Source organism: Ancylobacter sp. TW_SC_1 (assembly GCF_056836805.1).
In genome coordinates, this window is record NZ_CM166365.1 from 1,685,379 (window position 1) to 1,699,099 (window position 13,721).

17 protein-coding genes are annotated in these 13,721 nt (G+C 65.8%); 3 read left to right on the plus strand and 14 right to left on the minus strand.

Features of this window, described 5'->3' with window-relative positions:
* Positions 1–4: 4 nt before the first annotated feature.
* The 12 genes from AC1PZ7_RS07705 to AC1PZ7_RS07760 all read right to left on the minus strand — a co-directional run bounded on the left by AC1PZ7_RS07705 (position 5) and on the right by AC1PZ7_RS07760 (position 9,293).
* A complete protein-coding gene (locus tag AC1PZ7_RS07705; protein ID WP_482358892.1) occupies positions 5–1,996 on the minus strand; it encodes a conjugal transfer protein TraG in 1,992 nt (663 codons plus the stop codon).
* 21 nt (positions 1,997–2,017) lie between these two features.
* On the minus strand, positions 2,018–3,757 hold the full coding sequence (locus AC1PZ7_RS07710) for a relaxase/mobilization nuclease domain-containing protein (RefSeq protein ID WP_482358893.1): 1,740 nt from the start codon (positions 3,755–3,757) through the stop codon (positions 2,018–2,020).
* A 243-nt stretch (positions 3,758–4,000) separates the two neighbouring features.
* A complete protein-coding gene (locus AC1PZ7_RS07715; RefSeq protein WP_482358894.1) occupies positions 4,001–4,663 on the minus strand; it encodes a lytic transglycosylase domain-containing protein in 663 nt (220 codons plus the stop codon).
* 1 nt (position 4,664) lies between these two features.
* Positions 4,665–5,210: a S26 family signal peptidase gene (locus AC1PZ7_RS07720; protein WP_482358895.1), complete on the minus strand. Its 546-nt coding sequence runs from the start codon at positions 5,208–5,210 to the stop codon at positions 4,665–4,667.
* A complete protein-coding gene (locus AC1PZ7_RS07725) occupies positions 5,207–5,728 on the minus strand; it encodes a DUF2840 domain-containing protein (RefSeq protein ID WP_482358896.1) in 522 nt (173 codons plus the stop codon). Before AC1PZ7_RS07725 ends, AC1PZ7_RS07720 begins: the two co-directional genes overlap by 4 nt.
* Positions 5,725–5,976: a hypothetical protein gene (locus tag AC1PZ7_RS07730; protein ID WP_482358897.1), complete on the minus strand. Its 252-nt coding sequence runs from the start codon at positions 5,974–5,976 to the stop codon at positions 5,725–5,727. The genes AC1PZ7_RS07725 and AC1PZ7_RS07730 overlap by 4 nt, the downstream gene beginning before the upstream one ends.
* On the minus strand, positions 5,973–6,626 hold the full coding sequence (gene parA, locus AC1PZ7_RS07735) for a ParA family partition ATPase (RefSeq protein ID WP_482358898.1): 654 nt from the start codon (positions 6,624–6,626) through the stop codon (positions 5,973–5,975). The genes AC1PZ7_RS07730 and parA overlap by 4 nt, the downstream gene beginning before the upstream one ends.
* The gene (locus AC1PZ7_RS07740) at positions 6,623–7,732 is read right to left on the minus strand and encodes a replication initiator protein A (RefSeq protein ID WP_482358899.1); all 1,110 of its coding nucleotides are present in this window, start codon (positions 7,730–7,732) and stop codon (positions 6,623–6,625) included. The genes parA and AC1PZ7_RS07740 overlap by 4 nt, the downstream gene beginning before the upstream one ends.
* Positions 7,733–7,743: 11 nt before the next feature.
* Positions 7,744–8,025, minus strand: a complete 282-nt coding sequence (locus AC1PZ7_RS07745; RefSeq protein ID WP_306892167.1) for a helix-turn-helix transcriptional regulator — start codon at positions 8,023–8,025, stop codon at positions 7,744–7,746.
* Between the two features lie 119 nt (positions 8,026–8,144).
* The gene (locus AC1PZ7_RS07750) at positions 8,145–8,606 is read right to left on the minus strand and encodes a DUF2285 domain-containing protein (RefSeq protein ID WP_482358900.1); all 462 of its coding nucleotides are present in this window, start codon (positions 8,604–8,606) and stop codon (positions 8,145–8,147) included.
* A 102-nt stretch (positions 8,607–8,708) separates the two neighbouring features.
* Entirely contained in the window at positions 8,709–8,924 is a 216-nt protein-coding gene (locus tag AC1PZ7_RS07755; RefSeq protein ID WP_230360584.1) for a transcriptional regulator domain-containing protein, read from the minus strand.
* Between the two features lie 108 nt (positions 8,925–9,032).
* Positions 9,033–9,293, minus strand: a complete 261-nt coding sequence (locus AC1PZ7_RS07760; protein ID WP_482358901.1) for a DNA -binding domain-containing protein — start codon at positions 9,291–9,293, stop codon at positions 9,033–9,035.
* Between the two features lie 325 nt (positions 9,294–9,618).
* Between AC1PZ7_RS07760 and AC1PZ7_RS07765 the strand changes: the two genes are divergently transcribed.
* Positions 9,619–9,894, plus strand: a complete 276-nt coding sequence (locus AC1PZ7_RS07765) for a helix-turn-helix domain-containing protein (protein WP_230360585.1) — start codon at positions 9,619–9,621, stop codon at positions 9,892–9,894.
* 23 nt (positions 9,895–9,917) lie between these two features.
* Here the strand turns inward: AC1PZ7_RS07765 and AC1PZ7_RS07770 are convergent, their stop codons facing one another.
* Both AC1PZ7_RS07770 and AC1PZ7_RS07775 read right to left on the minus strand, forming a co-directional pair.
* Entirely contained in the window at positions 9,918–10,856 is a 939-nt protein-coding gene (locus AC1PZ7_RS07770) for a LysR family transcriptional regulator (protein ID WP_482358902.1), read from the minus strand.
* The gene (locus tag AC1PZ7_RS07775; RefSeq protein ID WP_482358903.1) at positions 10,853–11,680 is read right to left on the minus strand and encodes a hypothetical protein; all 828 of its coding nucleotides are present in this window, start codon (positions 11,678–11,680) and stop codon (positions 10,853–10,855) included. Before AC1PZ7_RS07775 ends, AC1PZ7_RS07770 begins: the two co-directional genes overlap by 4 nt.
* Positions 11,681–11,889: 209 nt before the next feature.
* Here AC1PZ7_RS07775 and AC1PZ7_RS07780 point away from each other — a divergent pair, with 209 nt between their 5' ends.
* Positions 11,890–12,573 carry a GntR family transcriptional regulator gene (locus tag AC1PZ7_RS07780; protein WP_026221112.1) on the plus strand — a complete coding sequence of 228 codons (684 nt, stop codon included), beginning with the start codon at positions 11,890–11,892 and terminating at the stop codon, positions 12,571–12,573.
* Positions 12,574–12,581: 8 nt separating this feature from the next.
* On the plus strand, positions 12,582–13,703 hold the full coding sequence (locus AC1PZ7_RS07785; RefSeq protein ID WP_482358904.1) for an ABC transporter ATP-binding protein: 1,122 nt from the start codon (positions 12,582–12,584) through the stop codon (positions 13,701–13,703).
* The last annotated feature ends 18 nt before the right edge of the window (positions 13,704–13,721 follow it).

Sequence of the window (13,721 nt, forward strand, 5' to 3'; positions counted from 1 at the left end):
GCGATCACAACTCCATGCCGTCATTGGGATTGAGGCTGAGCTGTCGGGCGACGCCTTGCATCAGGCCGGTCATGCGCCGGTTCCGGGTGGCGACGTCCTCCATCTCGTCGTCGCGATCCGTGTCGAACTCGAACTCGTTCTCGATGGGCTGCATTTTCTCGACGGCCTTCACGCGGCTGAGCTCCAGCTGATGCCGGTGCTCTGAGCCGGTGGGGTCATCGTCTTGACCTCCGACGGTTGCACTCCCGCCCATGCCCTCCGGCGGCTTTGGCAACGGCAGCGCTGTCCAGTCATCGTGTTGGACGGTCGGGCCACGAGAGGAGGGTGGTGGCGGCAGGAGCCGGTCCCGAAAACGCGCGTCCTCATAGTAGCGGGCCTTCTTGGCCCGGATCGGCGGGGTGCCGGCGACCATGACGATCTCATCAGTGGATGGCAGCTGCATGACCTCGCCGGGGGTAAGCAGCGGTCGGGCGGTTTCCGAGCGCGACACCATGAGATGGCCGAGCCAGGGCGAGAGGCGGTGGCCGGCATAATTCTTCATCGCCTTCATCTCGGTGGCGGTGCCGAGCGCATCCGAGACGCGCTTGGCGGTGCGCTCGTCGTTCGTCGCGAAGCTCACGCGGACATGGCAGTTGTCGAGGATGGAGTTGTTCGGGCCATAGGCTTTTTCGATCTGGTTCAGCGATTGGGCGATGAGGAAGGCTTTCAGGCGATAGCCGGCCATGAAGGCGAGCGCGGACTCAAAGAAGTCGAGCCGGCCGAGCGCGGGGAACTCGTCCAGCATGAGCAGCAACCGATGGTGTCCGCTCTTGGCCTGCAGGTCCTCGGTCAGGCGCCGGCCGATCTGGTTGAGCAGAAGGCGGATCAGCGGTTTGGTGCGGTTGATGTCGGAGGGCGGCACCACAAGATAGAGGGTCGCGGGGGCCTTGCCGCCGACGATATCGGCGATGCGCCAGTCGCAGCGCCGCGTCACCTCGGCAATCACCGGATCGCGGTAGAGGCCGAGGAAGGACATGGCCGTGGAGAGCACGCCCGAGCGCTCGTTGTCGGATTTGTTCAGCAGTTCGCGCGCGGCGCTGGCGATGACGGGATGCGGGCCCGCCTCGCCGAGGTGGGCGGTCTTCATCATGGCAGCGAGCGTGGTCTCGATCGGCCGTTTCGGATCGGAGAGGAAGGCGGCGACGCCCGCGAGCGTCTTGTCCTTCTCGGCATAGAGCACGTGAAGGATGGCGCCGACGAGCAGCGCGTGGCTGGTCTTCTCCCAATGGTTCCGCTTTTCCAGCGAGCCTTCGGGGTCCACCAGGATGTCGGCGATGTTCTGGACGTCGCGGACTTCCCATTCACCGCGGCGCACTTCCAGCAGCGGATTGTAGGCGGCCGATGTCGCATTGGTCGGGTCGAACAGCAGCACGCGGCCATGCCGGGCCCGGAAGCCGGCGGTCAACTGCCAGTTCTCGCCCTTGATGTCATGGACGATGGCTGAACCCGGCCAGGTCAGCAGTGAGGGCACCACCAGGCCGACACCCTTGCCGGACCGGGTCGGTGCGAAGCACAGCACATGCTCTGACCCGTCATGGCGCAGGTAGTCGCGTTCATACTGGCCGAGGACGACGCCATCCGAGCCGAGCAGCCCGGCGGCGCGGACCTCCTCCCTTTCGGCCCAGCGCGCCGAACCATAGGTCTCGACCCTGGAGGCCTCGCGTGCCCGCCAGACCGACAGGGCGATGGCGACCGCGATGGAGAGGAAGCCGCCGGAGGCGGCGATCAGTGCGCCGCGAAAGAACACGTCCGGCGCATAGGCATCGAAAAAATACCACCACCAGAAGAAGGCTGGTGGATAGTAGACCGAAACCCCGAGCCACTCGAACCACGGCGCGCCCAGCTGCGCCTGATAGCCGAGGCTCCAGGCCACATATTGTGTCGCGCCCCAGATGGCCGCGAGCACGATGAGCAGCACGGTGAGGATCTGCCCCCAGAGGATTTTCGTCGCCGACATGGTGATGATCCTTCTCCCAGGTCAGAGGCCGAGGCCGCGCTTGCGACCGAAGCTCCAGTCGACGCCACCATCGTCACGGGCGACACCGGAGACATGCTTGCCGAGCCGGCGCTCCAGAGAGGGCGACCAGGGCACGAGCTGGAAGCCGATCGCATCGTCCAGCATGGCGAAGCGGCCGGACGCGAGGTTGAGGCGCTGGCGATACGTGCCGGCGACATACTCGCCGGTGCCGGCCTTGTTGAAGGGAAGGCCGCTCTCGGTTGAAAGCTTGTGACCGATAGCCTCCAGTTCGCGGCGACGCAGCGTCTCGATGAGATTGCGGGCGTGGACGACACGGCGTCCCTGGCGCTCGGCGAGGCCCTCGCGGATGAGATGCTCGGCGCGCCGGTCGAGTGCCTGGCTCACCTCGGCGCCGAAGCCGCCGTCCGACAGAGCGACGGGCTCACGCGCAATGGCCTGCCGGTCGAGCCAGGTGGCACCGGTAGCGCTCACCTGATGGGCGAGGTCCAGATCGGAGCGCACGGCGAGCGCGACACGCCGTTTGCCGTGCGCGTCGTCGAAGGTCCGCAGTTCGACGATAGAGCCCGGCGCGCCATCGCCGGCGGCGTCGAGATCGGGCAGCCGGATGTGATGGGAGCGCCCGTCCACGCCATCGACGATGGCATAGGCCGAGCCGTGGAGTTCATCATGAAGGCCGCGGGCGACCAGCCGGCCGATCACCGGCGTGTCGAGACTCTCTGCGGCAAGGACATAGTTGGCTGTGCCGCGCTCTATGCCCCGCTCATTCAGGGCGCGGTGCATCCGCTTGATGATATCGCCACGCTCACCGAGCGCGCGCAGGGTGGATTCCGCCTCCGGCTCCATCACCCATTGAGCGCTGCCGATCTCGCTGGTGAGCCCGAGCGCCTCGAGTTTGCGGAGGCGCCCGATCTTGAGCGCATGGTGTTCGTCCGGCTGCCGGCCGGAAACCGGCGCCATGTCGATGATGCCGCTCTCGCGGACCTCGCGGACAAGCTGGCGGTCGAGCTCGGTCCAGCGCTCGGCCTTGATCTGGCGTTCCAAACTCCGGCGAATGTCGCGTTCGGTGCGCGGGCCGAGTTCCTGGGTGATCAGGTCACGGGCGCGATCGCGCATGCCCTCTTTGATGTAGTCGCGGGAGATCACGAGATCCTGGCCATCGTCGCGGCGGCCCCGGACGATCAGATGCACATGGGGATGCTCGGTGTTCCAGTGATCGACGGCGACCCAGTCGAGCCCGGTGCCGAGGTCCTTCTCCATCTGCCGGGTGAGGTCACGGGTGAAGGCCCGCAGGTCCTCCATCTCCAAAGCGTCGTCAGGCGAGACGATGAACCGAAAATGGTGACGGTCATCGCGGCAGCGCTCCGTGAAGGCGTCGACATCCACGCTCTCGATCTCGGGACCGAACAGCCGCGCCCTCTCACCATCGCGGGTGACGCCCTCGCGGCGGAGATAGGTGAGGTGCTGACTGAGGGAGCCCGCACGGGCCGTGTGTCGGACGACGCGGGCCTTCACCACGGCGCCGCGTGAGCGCGCGGTGATCCGGCGGCTGGCCTGAAGGCTGGCGACCTGTCCGCTGCCGAAGCGCAAGCGGTTGCCGACAGCGATCTTGCCAGACAGAGAGCCCCCGCCGCCGGCCTTCCGGGCTGCGGCGAGCGCCTGGGCGACGAAGGGACGGGCCTGCTGGGCGCGGGTCGAGCGGATGCGGCCGGGACGGACGCGGAACTCGCGTTCATCGCTCATGGCGAAACCTCGCAATGTGCGGAAAATCGTTGATGCGCAGCCATTTGCCGGATGCGCAAACCTTGCGGTCCGGCGCGGTAAGGTGCCGAAGGCGCCGAAAACATCTGCAGAACCAACATCCCGACCGTCGCGCAATGTGCGCCCTTTTATCCTGCCCTCGTGCGGTCGTGGTTCCTGTCCTGCGCCTCCTTGCGCGCCATGGAACGCCAGAGCCCGACAGGATGCGAAAGCGGGTCCGCCTCGTCATGGCGCCCTCCGCGATGGCAAAGGTGCAACGAAAAGCGCTCCCGATCGCGGCGCGAGGAACGCCGCATCGATGGGATTGCTGCGCGCGGGCGGCGTGGCGAACAGCGGCGCCTCGCGCCAGCTTTGCGCCATTGGACGCAGCAATCCGGTGGCGCCGGCTGCAGACTCTTTGTCGAGGATTGGCGCCAGAGCCGCGATGTAAGTGCGCGTCTCCGGCGGCAGCGGCTTGCCGGCACGCGACGCCTCATAGCGCGCCGGCCCGGCATTGTAGGCCGCGAGCATGGCGCGGATGCTGTCATAGCGGTCATGGAGCTGCCGCAGATAGGCGGCGCCAGCGAGGATGTTGTCATGCGGGTCGAACGGATCGGCGCCGAGACCGTGATGGACGCGAAGCTCGTCCCAGGTCGCAGGCATGATCTGCATTAGGCCCATGGCACCGGCGGGTGAGACGGCACGCGGATCGCCGCCGCTCTCGGCCCGCAGGACCGCACGGATCCAGCTGGTCGGAAGCTCGAAGCGCTGCGCGGCTTCGTCGATAAAGGCAGCATAGGACGTGACGACGTACGCCGCAGTTGGCGTCATAGGTTGCGCGCTGGCAGAGTCAGGCGACGCACCGCCGATCAGCAGTCCGGATGCGAGAAAGAGCGCAGCGCGATGCATGTCAGCGCACCGCCGCGCGCCAAATGAAGTCACTGTGGCCGGCCTCATCCGTGAGGAGTGGCATTGCCCGCCCGATGACGGTCGTCGCCGGGATCGGGCCAAAGTAGCGCCCGTCGAGACTGTCCGGAACATCCGGGTTCATCAGGAACAGATGGTCAGGAGCGATACGCCGGCAGCCCTGCCAGACCGGTAGGTCACGACCCAAGCGATCGCGCCGAAGGGCCTCGCCCAGCGGCACGCCATCGATGGTGACGGCGTCGCCGAGGCGGCAGACTTCTTGCCCCGGCAGCCCCATCACGCGCTTAAGCAGCGGCGTGCCTTCGCCGATATAGCCGCGTGCGATGAAGAACGCGGCGAGCGGCGGTGGCGGCATTATCGCGACCAGATCGGTGATCTCAAAATGATCGGCGGGCTCGAGAGCATAGACACCGACCGGCACGCTCGCCGAGACATTCCAGATCAGCTTGAGCGGTGTCGGCACCGTGGCGGCGAAGGCTATGCCGACGCTGGCGGCCGTCGTTATCAGCACATAGGCGGCGCGGTTCATTGTCCGCACTCCTGCCGCTTCAGCCACGCCTGATGACGCTCAATCGTGTAGGCGCGCGGCTCGAAGCCGACGCTGACGCGGTGGGCGACGTGACACCAATGGTCAGGGGCGACGGTCCCCGCATCGATGCCGATCGCCTCGATGGCGTCGATGTGCTGCAGAATTTTCTCGACCTTCGGCCATCCATCCACCCGCAGCAGGATCTCGCCGCCCGGACGCACGAAGGGCAGCGTCTGGTAGCTCTCGCCTTGCGCCACGCAGCGCACGATGTCGAGGCGGGAGGCCACGGTGCCGAAATCGTTCGACGCCCATCGGACGAAGGCGAAGATGCAGCCGGGAGGGAAAGAGAGGATGCGCCGGCGGCGATCCAGAAGCTGCTCATGCGCGTGATGGCCGAAGCGGATCCAGTTCTCGATACGCTTCTCGATATGGGTCAGCTCGGCGTGGGTCAGGGCATCGGATGGGGGACTGGACGCGGATGCCGTGCTTGCCGCACGGGGCGCAAACGCCTCGCTCATGGCTGATCTCCTGATGTCGGAGGGAATTCACGCGCGAGCAGGTCGCGCAGCATCTCGGCGACGGTGACGCAGCGCCGGAAGGCGGCGACCTTGATCCGCCCACGCAGTTCAGGCGTCACATCGATGGTGAGGCGCGCGGTGAACGCGGCGCCGGGGCGGCGTTCGGCAGAGACATCCGCCGCCTTGATCCAATGCTCGGGATCGGCAGGCCGGGAGGCAAAGTCGCGGCGGATCGGGCGTTCGCTCATCGCGCGGCCCTCCCGAGGTCGAGACCATTGATCTCGGCGTTCAGAGCGGCGATCTCGCGCGTGGCCGGCCCCGCATCGTCGCGCTCGAAGACGAGACGTCCGGATTGCGCGGCCGCCGCAAAGGCGATGCGCTGGCCTATCGTACTGGCGAGCACTGGAGGATCGTGATCGGCCAGCGTCCGTGCGGTCTCGCGGGCGAGAACGGTGCGCGCGCCGCAGCGGTTCAGGACGAACCGGACCAACATTTCTGGGCGGTAGATGCGCGCCTCGCGGATCAGCGCCAGCATCTCGGCCGACGCCCAGCCGTCAAAGGGCGAGGGCTGCACCGGGATCAGCACCAGATCGGCGGCGAGCAGCGCCGAGCGCATCAGCCCGGCGACGCGGGGCGGTCCATCGATGACGATGTGATCGGCGTCACGCGCGAGCTCCGGCGCCTCCCGGTGCAGGGTGTCGCGGGCGAGCCCGACGACACCGAACAGCCGTGACAGGCCCTCGCGGCCCCGCTGCTGCGACCAGTCGAGGCTGGAGCCCTGCGGATCGGCGTCGATCAGCGTGATCCGCTGTCCCTGCTGGGCCCACTGCCCGGCGAGATGGAGCGCCAGCGTCGTCTTGCCGACCCCGCCCTTCTGGTTGAGGAGCGCGACGATCATCGATGCCCCCTCGCGCGAGGGGGCGTCTGCGAGGGCCTGTGAGGCGGCGTTTTTCCAGGCCACTTTGCCCCCAGTTGGGGCTGATCGACGGCGCTCGCAAAAGCGCTCGCACGCCTCTTAAAGTTAGATTCTGGGTTAGACTCTAAGTTAAGGGCGCGATTTTCTGATGCAGGACAGTGAGTTCGGGCCTGTTTGGGTTCCTGATAGCACGAGGCACCGGTTCCCGATGGCACGATAGCCCGGGTTCCCGATAGCACGAGGCTATCTACAGGCTGTTCACAGGGCGCGGCAGGCTCGAAGGCGAGCAGCAGCCGGCCGCCGACCTCGACCTCAACGAACAGCATGTAGCCGGGAAGCGGCTGGCGCCGGATCAGATCCCTGAGCTCGAAGGCGAAGCGCTTGAACGGCGACAGGCTGCCCGACTTCTGGTGCAGGTGCCGGAAATCGAACCGCCACCCGTCCTGTTGCCGCCCGCCATGCTTGCGCACCAGCCGGTAAAGCCAGCGCTCCAGCCCGCCCGTCAGCCCGAAATAAGCCCGGTCGATGGTGAGCACGAGCGCGTCATCGAGCACGGCGCGGTAGAACCAGTCCGGCAGGATCAGGTCGACACCATCGGGCCGGCCGTTGCGGTCGGTCCGTTCCTGCCATTCATGGATCCAGGAGAAGCGGTGCCGGCGTCCCTCCGCCGGCTGGCGGATGGTGGTCGAGACCGTCGTCGACTGGAGGCGGTCGAGCGCGGCCTTGAGGCGCTGATAGTCGCGCAGCGAGGTGCCTCGCCCGACAAAGGTGAGGATCTCATAGGGCGTCGCCGCCATCAGGCGCGAGGTGCGCAGCCCCGCGTCGCGCGCCTCGACGATCTGGCTAGCGGCCCAGATGAGAATGTCGGCGTCCCAGATCGTCGCCATGCCGTGGTCGGGCACGGCCTCGACCCGGATGGCGATGCTGCCGGTTCGGAAATCGATCGGCGCGACGCGCGGTGTCTTGGAGAGGGAGAAGAAGGGATAGGCCATGAGATCCTGCGCATCGCGTAGTGCGAAGTCCCCCGGCAGGGCGCGGAACAGATCGAGCTGTCCGCGCTCCGAGAGGCTGTGATGCCGCGCCGCCATGGGTGGGGCGTTCAGCGTGCGGCGCGGCCGGCGAACGAACCGGCGGCAAGCGCATGGCGCTTGGCCGGCAGCACGGTGCCGCGCGGATCGGAGGTCGAGGTGACCGCGCCGCGCTCGGTCCAGGCCTGGAGGTCGTCGATGGAATAGACGACGCGCCCGCCAAGCTTGCGATAGGCGGGGCCGGTGCCATAGGTGCGGTGCTTTTCCAGCGTGCGGGCCGACAGGCTGAGAAACGCGGCGGCTTCCTTAGTGCGCAGGTAGCGCGGCGGGAGGGTGGCGAGATCGGGTCGCATGGAGCGGGCCTCCGTGGGCGTGGCGGGAGCCGCCGGAGTGCGGCGGCGGACGGTGACCACGGTGGCGGAGGAGGAATGTCGGGAGGGATGGGGAAGATTGGGGGGCTGAAATCCCCACCCTAGCGGGGCGAAGTGTGGCGGCGTCGCCGATGAAGGAGCTTGCGGTAATCGCCCTCGATCATGCGCCGCGCATCCTCCACGAGCGCGATGACGGTGTCGCGCAGGGAGGACGTCTTCCAGGGCGCTGCCGCGACCCGAGCCTTACCGAATAGGCTGGTGGCGATCTCACGATAGGTCGCGCCCGCACGGCGACCGTCCCCCGCTTGAAACATGTGGCGCAAGCGACGGCGCTGCTGGAGTGTGATCCTCCGGTCTGGCGGCACGGCCGCTCTCTGCATATGGGCCCAGAGCCGCAACAGGGCCTCAATCCGATCTGCCAAGTGCGCATCCATCCGGACGAGCGCGCATAGGGACGGATGGAGGCCATGGCCGTTTGGCAGCATGACGGTGATCGCATCGCGGCCCGCGCCGACGATTGCACAGCCGGGTGCAGGCGGGTGATGGATTGCGTCTAGTGGCATTGGTCGGCGGTCACGCGGCCATCGTCGATATCGCGCAGCGCGACAAGCGCGATGAGGCCAGGGTCGGTTTCTAGGTCCCAGACGACAGAAACGGTCCGGGCATCACGTGCGGGATCGATCGGGAAATCGTAGACCCCAGCGCGCTTGCATGAGCGCCGCGAGGGTCTCCTTCTCAGGATCGTCGACCACACGGAACCTGGCGTAGTCCCGCCGATACGCCTCGTTGCGCCGAAGCCATTCCCAGGCGAGCTGTGAGGGTGAGAGAGCATCTACGAAGGCGTAGGCCTCTGATGACTGCCAAGCCGTTTCCAGGACCATTGGGGAGCCCTTTCGAGCGTGCCGCGATACGCCCGACGATCTCGTCAGAAGGGAGCTTCCGGAAGAAACGCCGAAGACATGGCCTGATGCCCGGCCGGCATCACCCGATCACTTGTCGGGTCGACGCAGGAATTCCTGATATCCTTGCGCCGACATCCAGCGCGCCCGCGCCAGATGGGCTGCGTGGACACGCCGGGCGTGTCCCGGCGCGGTGAGCGGGTCCAGGCCGAACAGCAGCGCTACAACTTCCTCCCAATCGGCGCCCGCCGCTTCGGCATCGAGCAGCTGCAGATAGAGCACGGCATGACTGCGATCATAGTCGGTTACGGTCGGCGCATCGGGCGGCGTATCGTGGAAGGCTCGGGTCATGGCGAGCGTCGCTCTTCATCGTGATGAGCGAGAGACTAGGCCGAACACGTGGTGGGACGGCAGGCCGTGGAGCGCCATCATGTGATGAGGCCACGGCATCGCGGGAGCGTGCCCAGATGCGTACGCCCGCACGTGATCGGCGGTCGGCTGGACGGGTATCGAACCGTTCTACTCTCAGGACAATCGAAGCCGCCGGCATCGAGTTCATTCCCGAGAATGGTGGCGGGGCTGGCGTTCGCTTCAGGACGCCAGCGCGCAAAGCAGATTAGTCTTTACATATTATAGTTGATAAACTTGGCTACCGGAATCCGCGACCGCTTGCGCCATGGACATGCGCAAGCTGGTCGGCCGCAATCTCGCGCGCCTGCGTCAGGCTCAGAAGCTGACTCAGGAGGAGCTTGCCATGCGTTCGGGGTTCAGCCAGCAATATCTGTCCGACGTTGAGCGCGGCCTCAAGAATCCGACGATCATCACACTGTACGAGATCGCGCTGGCCCTGAGCGTGAGCCATGTGGCGCTCGTCGAGCCGGACGGCATGGCAGAGGAGACGGCGCCACAGCCTAAGCGAAGGCGCGCCGCAGGGACGGGCCGGATCAAGTGACACGACAACGGAATGTGCGGAGATCACGTTCGGACGGCGCACCGGTGGCCCGGCGATTTCCTCAGTTCGCGCGCGACGGACAGAAGCCGCGTCAGAGCCGGGTTGGGATTCGATCGTGACCAGACGGCACGAAGCGGCAATCCCTGTCCTTTGAGAGGACGGCAGGTGACCGGTGCATGAGATGACACGGAAACGGTCGTCAGCGTCAGGCCCTGTCCAAGCGCGACCAGTTGCAGGAGGTTTGTCTCCCGGGCGAGCGGCTCAACGGAGAGGCAAACGGTAGGCACGTGGGCCAAGAGGTCTCGGAAAACGGGCAGAGCCGGGTCGCCCGCCATGAAAATGAAATGCCGCCTGGCGAGTTCATCGAGGTCGATCGCGGGCGACGCGGCGAGAACATCCCGCTCTGCCATGACGATAAGCACAGGCTCGTCCCACAGATCGAGTCCGGACTTGCCCTTCAGCGCTGGTGCCCCGGCTTGAATCACGACATCAAGTTCATGTCGCCGAGCCGCCTGACACTGCGACGCCGGATCCGTGTCGACGAGTTCGACCCGGACGTGCGGACAGACCTGCAGGAATCGGTGAAGCAGTTGCGTGAGGCGTGCTCCCGGCGTGATCGGAGGCAGACCGATGCGAAGCACGCCTTCTTGTGCGGTTCCGGCGCGCTCCACCGCCAGTGCGGCCTGCGATGCCTGTGCCAGGATCTCTTGCGCGGGTCCCAGCAGACGACGGCCGGCGAAAGTCGGCCGCACGCCGGCATGGGACCGGGCAAAAAGGGTGGCCCCAATGGCATCCTCAATGTCACGAATACGCCGGCTCAGAGTCGATTGCTGCACCCCCAGCCGGTCCGCTGCCCGCCGGAAGCTGCCCTCTTCGGCCGCGGCTAAAATGAACCGCCAATGTTTCAGCAGGAAGGGATCTAGGCGCTGCGCAATGGCGGCAATATCCCGCTGCGCCTTCATGCACCGTCCTCGCGAGGCGTCGACAGGTGGAAGGCGGCGTAGATATAGCCGGTCGTACGCTCCAGCCGATCATCCATGCCTTGCTCGGCCATCAAGGCGAGGATGGAGACGCGTTCGTGCTCGGTCGAGAACCGACGCTGGCGTTGCCGAAGGTGGGCGCTCTCGATGGTGACGAGACCGAACCCCGCCAGCATCGCGGCAATGTCCCCATAGCCGAAGGGATGCATCGCGAAGCTCGCGACCCAGGGGCGGGACGCGGCAGTCACCTCATAGACCCGTTTGAATGTTCGCACGGTCGCATAGCCGACGCAGCCCGTGCTGATGATCAGATCCGTGTCGCGAAGAGCTTCACGGTCCGCTGGGGAGAGTTCCTCGGTCTCCAGATTGGCTGTCACTGCTGCTCCAATCAGGCCGACGTCACGGGCGTAGCGCAACGCCTGCCGACTCGGATCCAGGCCCACGATCTCAAGGTCCTCCCGCAGCTTCTGGCGCGTGAAGAAGGCCTCGTGATCCTCAAGGCTTTGCGACGCCAGCGGCCCATCCGCCAGCGTATAGGCGGCGTAGAGATCGTCCAAGGTGAGCGGAGCGCGCAGCAGAGCCGCGTTGAGCCCGTAGGATGCACCGATATCCACGATCTTGAGAGGTCGATGCGGCCGCTGGCGGCGGAGACGCGCGATGATGGTTTCGAACACCGGTTTGGCACGGTCGCAGATCATGTAGTCGAGAGCGAGATGGGCCAGGTAATAGGCCTGCGGCCAGGGCTGGTCATAGGTCGGCGAGAAGTCGTGCTTGGCCGCCTGCATCCCAGATTCAGATCCGCTCATCGACATCATCCGCCTTCGCATTTTCTCGCGTGACAGCGAGGAATTTTCGCGGCCAGAGCCGTCGATGGCAAACTACTTTCAGGAATGTACCAGACATTTCATAAACTTACTCCAACTGACGCAAACCAGTATACCGGTTACTGAATCCGGGATGCGGCCGTTGACGATACATATTTTAAGATGTACCACTTGAACAACAGGAGGCCGCCATGACCGTGACTGTTGAGAGTCGACCCACGCCGAGGGAGCGGTTTTCCGCTATCCACCGCGCCCTGCGCGACCGTATCTGTCTTCTGATCTACCCGCCCGGGACGGCACTTAGCGAAGCCGAGCTCGCGCGCGAATTCGGTGTCAGCCGCACCCCCATGCGGCGGGTGATGCAGGCGCTGGAGAATGAAGGGCTGATCGAGACCACACCCAATGTCGGCTCGATGGTAACGTCGGTGGAACTCAAATCCCTGCGCGACGCCTATGCGCTGCGCATGAAGCTTGCTGAACTGCTCGGCGACCTCAACCCGGCGTCCATGCTCGACGCCATTACCGCGACGCTCCGCGAGCTTCTGGCCGAATGCCAGCCGCTGAGCGGTCAGGTCGATGTGCGCGCCCTGGCCCAGATCAGCCATCGGCTTCAGGACGAGATCCTGCATCTTTCCGGCAATGCCGAATACCGGCAGGTTTCCGAGGTTCTCTACTACAAGACGATCCGCGCCTATCTCGAGATCCTACCCGAACTCAACTGGGCGGCCGAGGTCGCGGCACAAGCCGACGAGATCACCGAAATCCTGGCTTCGCTCGCCGCTGGCGATATCCGCGCGGTGGGCTTCATCCGGCGCAACCACATCGCCCGCACCCTCAACCGCATCACCAGCTTCATGCTGGGTGATCACGATTGAGGGTGCCCATGCTGATGAAAGTTACGAGCGCGCTGGCGCCATCAGGCAACGGGGTCCAGGCGGAAGCTCTGGTGCTGCGCCGCGTAGACAAGACTTATGACGGTATCACCAAGGTAGTGGACGCGCTTGATCTCGACGTTCACCCGGGCGAGTTCCTGACTATTCTCGGTCCCTCGGGCTCCGGCAAGACCAGTCTACTGATGATGCTCGCCGGCTTCGAGCCGCCGAGCGCCGGGACAATCGAGATCGGCGGGCGCGACGTGTCCAGGCTGCCGCCCTACAAGCGTAATATCGGCATGGTGTTCCAGCATTATGCGCTGTTCCCGCACCTGACCGTCGGCGAGAACCTAGCCTATCCACTCCAGGCGCGCGGCTGGCGCAAATCCGAGATCACTGAGCGTGTCGCCTGGGCGCTGCAGCTTATCCGCCTTGACGGCATGCGGGATCGGCGCCCGGCGCAACTGTCCGGCGGGCAGCAGCAGCGCATCGCCGTGGCTCGGGCGCTGATCTACAAGCCGCAGCTCGTGTTGATGGACGAGCCGCTCGGCGCGCTCGACAAGCAGCTGCGCGAGCAGATGCAGGACGAGATTGTCCGGCTGCATCGCGAGCTACGACCGACCATCGTCTATGTCACCCACGACCAGAGCGAGGCCTTGTCGCTCTCGGATCGTGTCGCAGTGTTCGAAGCGGGGCGGATTGCCCAGATCGGCACGCCCTCTGAGCTCTATGAGGCACCGCGCACCGCCTTCGTGGCCGGCTTCATCGGCGAGAACAACCGCATCACTGGCATGGTGATCGCCACCAATACGGAATTCTGCCATGTCCGCTGCGCCGATGGCGCAGTCCTTGAAGCGCGAAACATCGCAGGCGCGCGCATCGGCCATCGGGTGAGCCTTGCGGTCCGGCCGGAGCGGCTGCGGCCGGCACAGGTCGGGGACGGATCCTCGGTCGAGGCGGAGGTCGCCGACATCGCCTATCTCGGAGAGGTTTCCCGTGTGCGCTGCCGGATGCGCGACGGCACCGAGATCATCTGGAAACTGCCCAATTGCGGCCAGAGCGCGCGCCCTGAGCGAGGCGCGACCATCGCTCTCGGTTTCTGCCGAGAGGACGCACGGGCCTTCGCCGCCTGACCGCACCCTTCCCATCTT

Bases quoted from the DNA above. Each gene is read 5' to 3' on its own strand.
- AC1PZ7_RS07705 (WP_482358892.1), bottom strand. From the start codon at position 1,996: ATGTCGGCGACGAAAATCCTCTGGGGGCAGATCCTCACCGTGCTGCTC.
- AC1PZ7_RS07710 (WP_482358893.1), bottom strand. From the start codon at position 3,757: ATGAGCGATGAACGCGAGTTCCGCGTCCGTCCCGGCCGCATCCGCTCG.
- AC1PZ7_RS07715 (WP_482358894.1), bottom strand. From the start codon at position 4,663: ATGCATCGCGCTGCGCTCTTTCTCGCATCCGGACTGCTGATCGGCGGT.
- AC1PZ7_RS07720 (WP_482358895.1), bottom strand. From the start codon at position 5,210: ATGAACCGCGCCGCCTATGTGCTGATAACGACGGCCGCCAGCGTCGGC.
- AC1PZ7_RS07725 (WP_482358896.1), bottom strand. From the start codon at position 5,728: ATGAGCGAGGCGTTTGCGCCCCGTGCGGCAAGCACGGCATCCGCGTCC.
- AC1PZ7_RS07730 (WP_482358897.1), bottom strand. From the start codon at position 5,976: ATGAGCGAACGCCCGATCCGCCGCGACTTTGCCTCCCGGCCTGCCGAT.
- parA (WP_482358898.1), bottom strand. From the start codon at position 6,626: ATGATCGTCGCGCTCCTCAACCAGAAGGGCGGGGTCGGCAAGACGACG.
- AC1PZ7_RS07740 (WP_482358899.1), bottom strand. From the start codon at position 7,732: ATGGCGGCGCGGCATCACAGCCTCTCGGAGCGCGGACAGCTCGATCTG.
- AC1PZ7_RS07745 (WP_306892167.1), bottom strand. From the start codon at position 8,025: ATGCGACCCGATCTCGCCACCCTCCCGCCGCGCTACCTGCGCACTAAG.
- AC1PZ7_RS07750 (WP_482358900.1), bottom strand. From the start codon at position 8,606: ATGCCACTAGACGCAATCCATCACCCGCCTGCACCCGGCTGTGCAATC.
- AC1PZ7_RS07755 (WP_230360584.1), bottom strand. From the start codon at position 8,924: ATGGTCCTGGAAACGGCTTGGCAGTCATCAGAGGCCTACGCCTTCGTA.
- AC1PZ7_RS07760 (WP_482358901.1), bottom strand. From the start codon at position 9,293: ATGACCCGAGCCTTCCACGATACGCCGCCCGATGCGCCGACCGTAACC.
- AC1PZ7_RS07765 (WP_230360585.1), top strand. From the start codon at position 9,619: ATGGACATGCGCAAGCTGGTCGGCCGCAATCTCGCGCGCCTGCGTCAG.
- AC1PZ7_RS07770 (WP_482358902.1), bottom strand. From the start codon at position 10,856: ATGAAGGCGCAGCGGGATATTGCCGCCATTGCGCAGCGCCTAGATCCC.
- AC1PZ7_RS07775 (WP_482358903.1), bottom strand. From the start codon at position 11,680: ATGAGCGGATCTGAATCTGGGATGCAGGCGGCCAAGCACGACTTCTCG.
- AC1PZ7_RS07780 (WP_026221112.1), top strand. From the start codon at position 11,890: ATGACCGTGACTGTTGAGAGTCGACCCACGCCGAGGGAGCGGTTTTCC.
- AC1PZ7_RS07785 (WP_482358904.1), top strand. From the start codon at position 12,582: ATGCTGATGAAAGTTACGAGCGCGCTGGCGCCATCAGGCAACGGGGTC.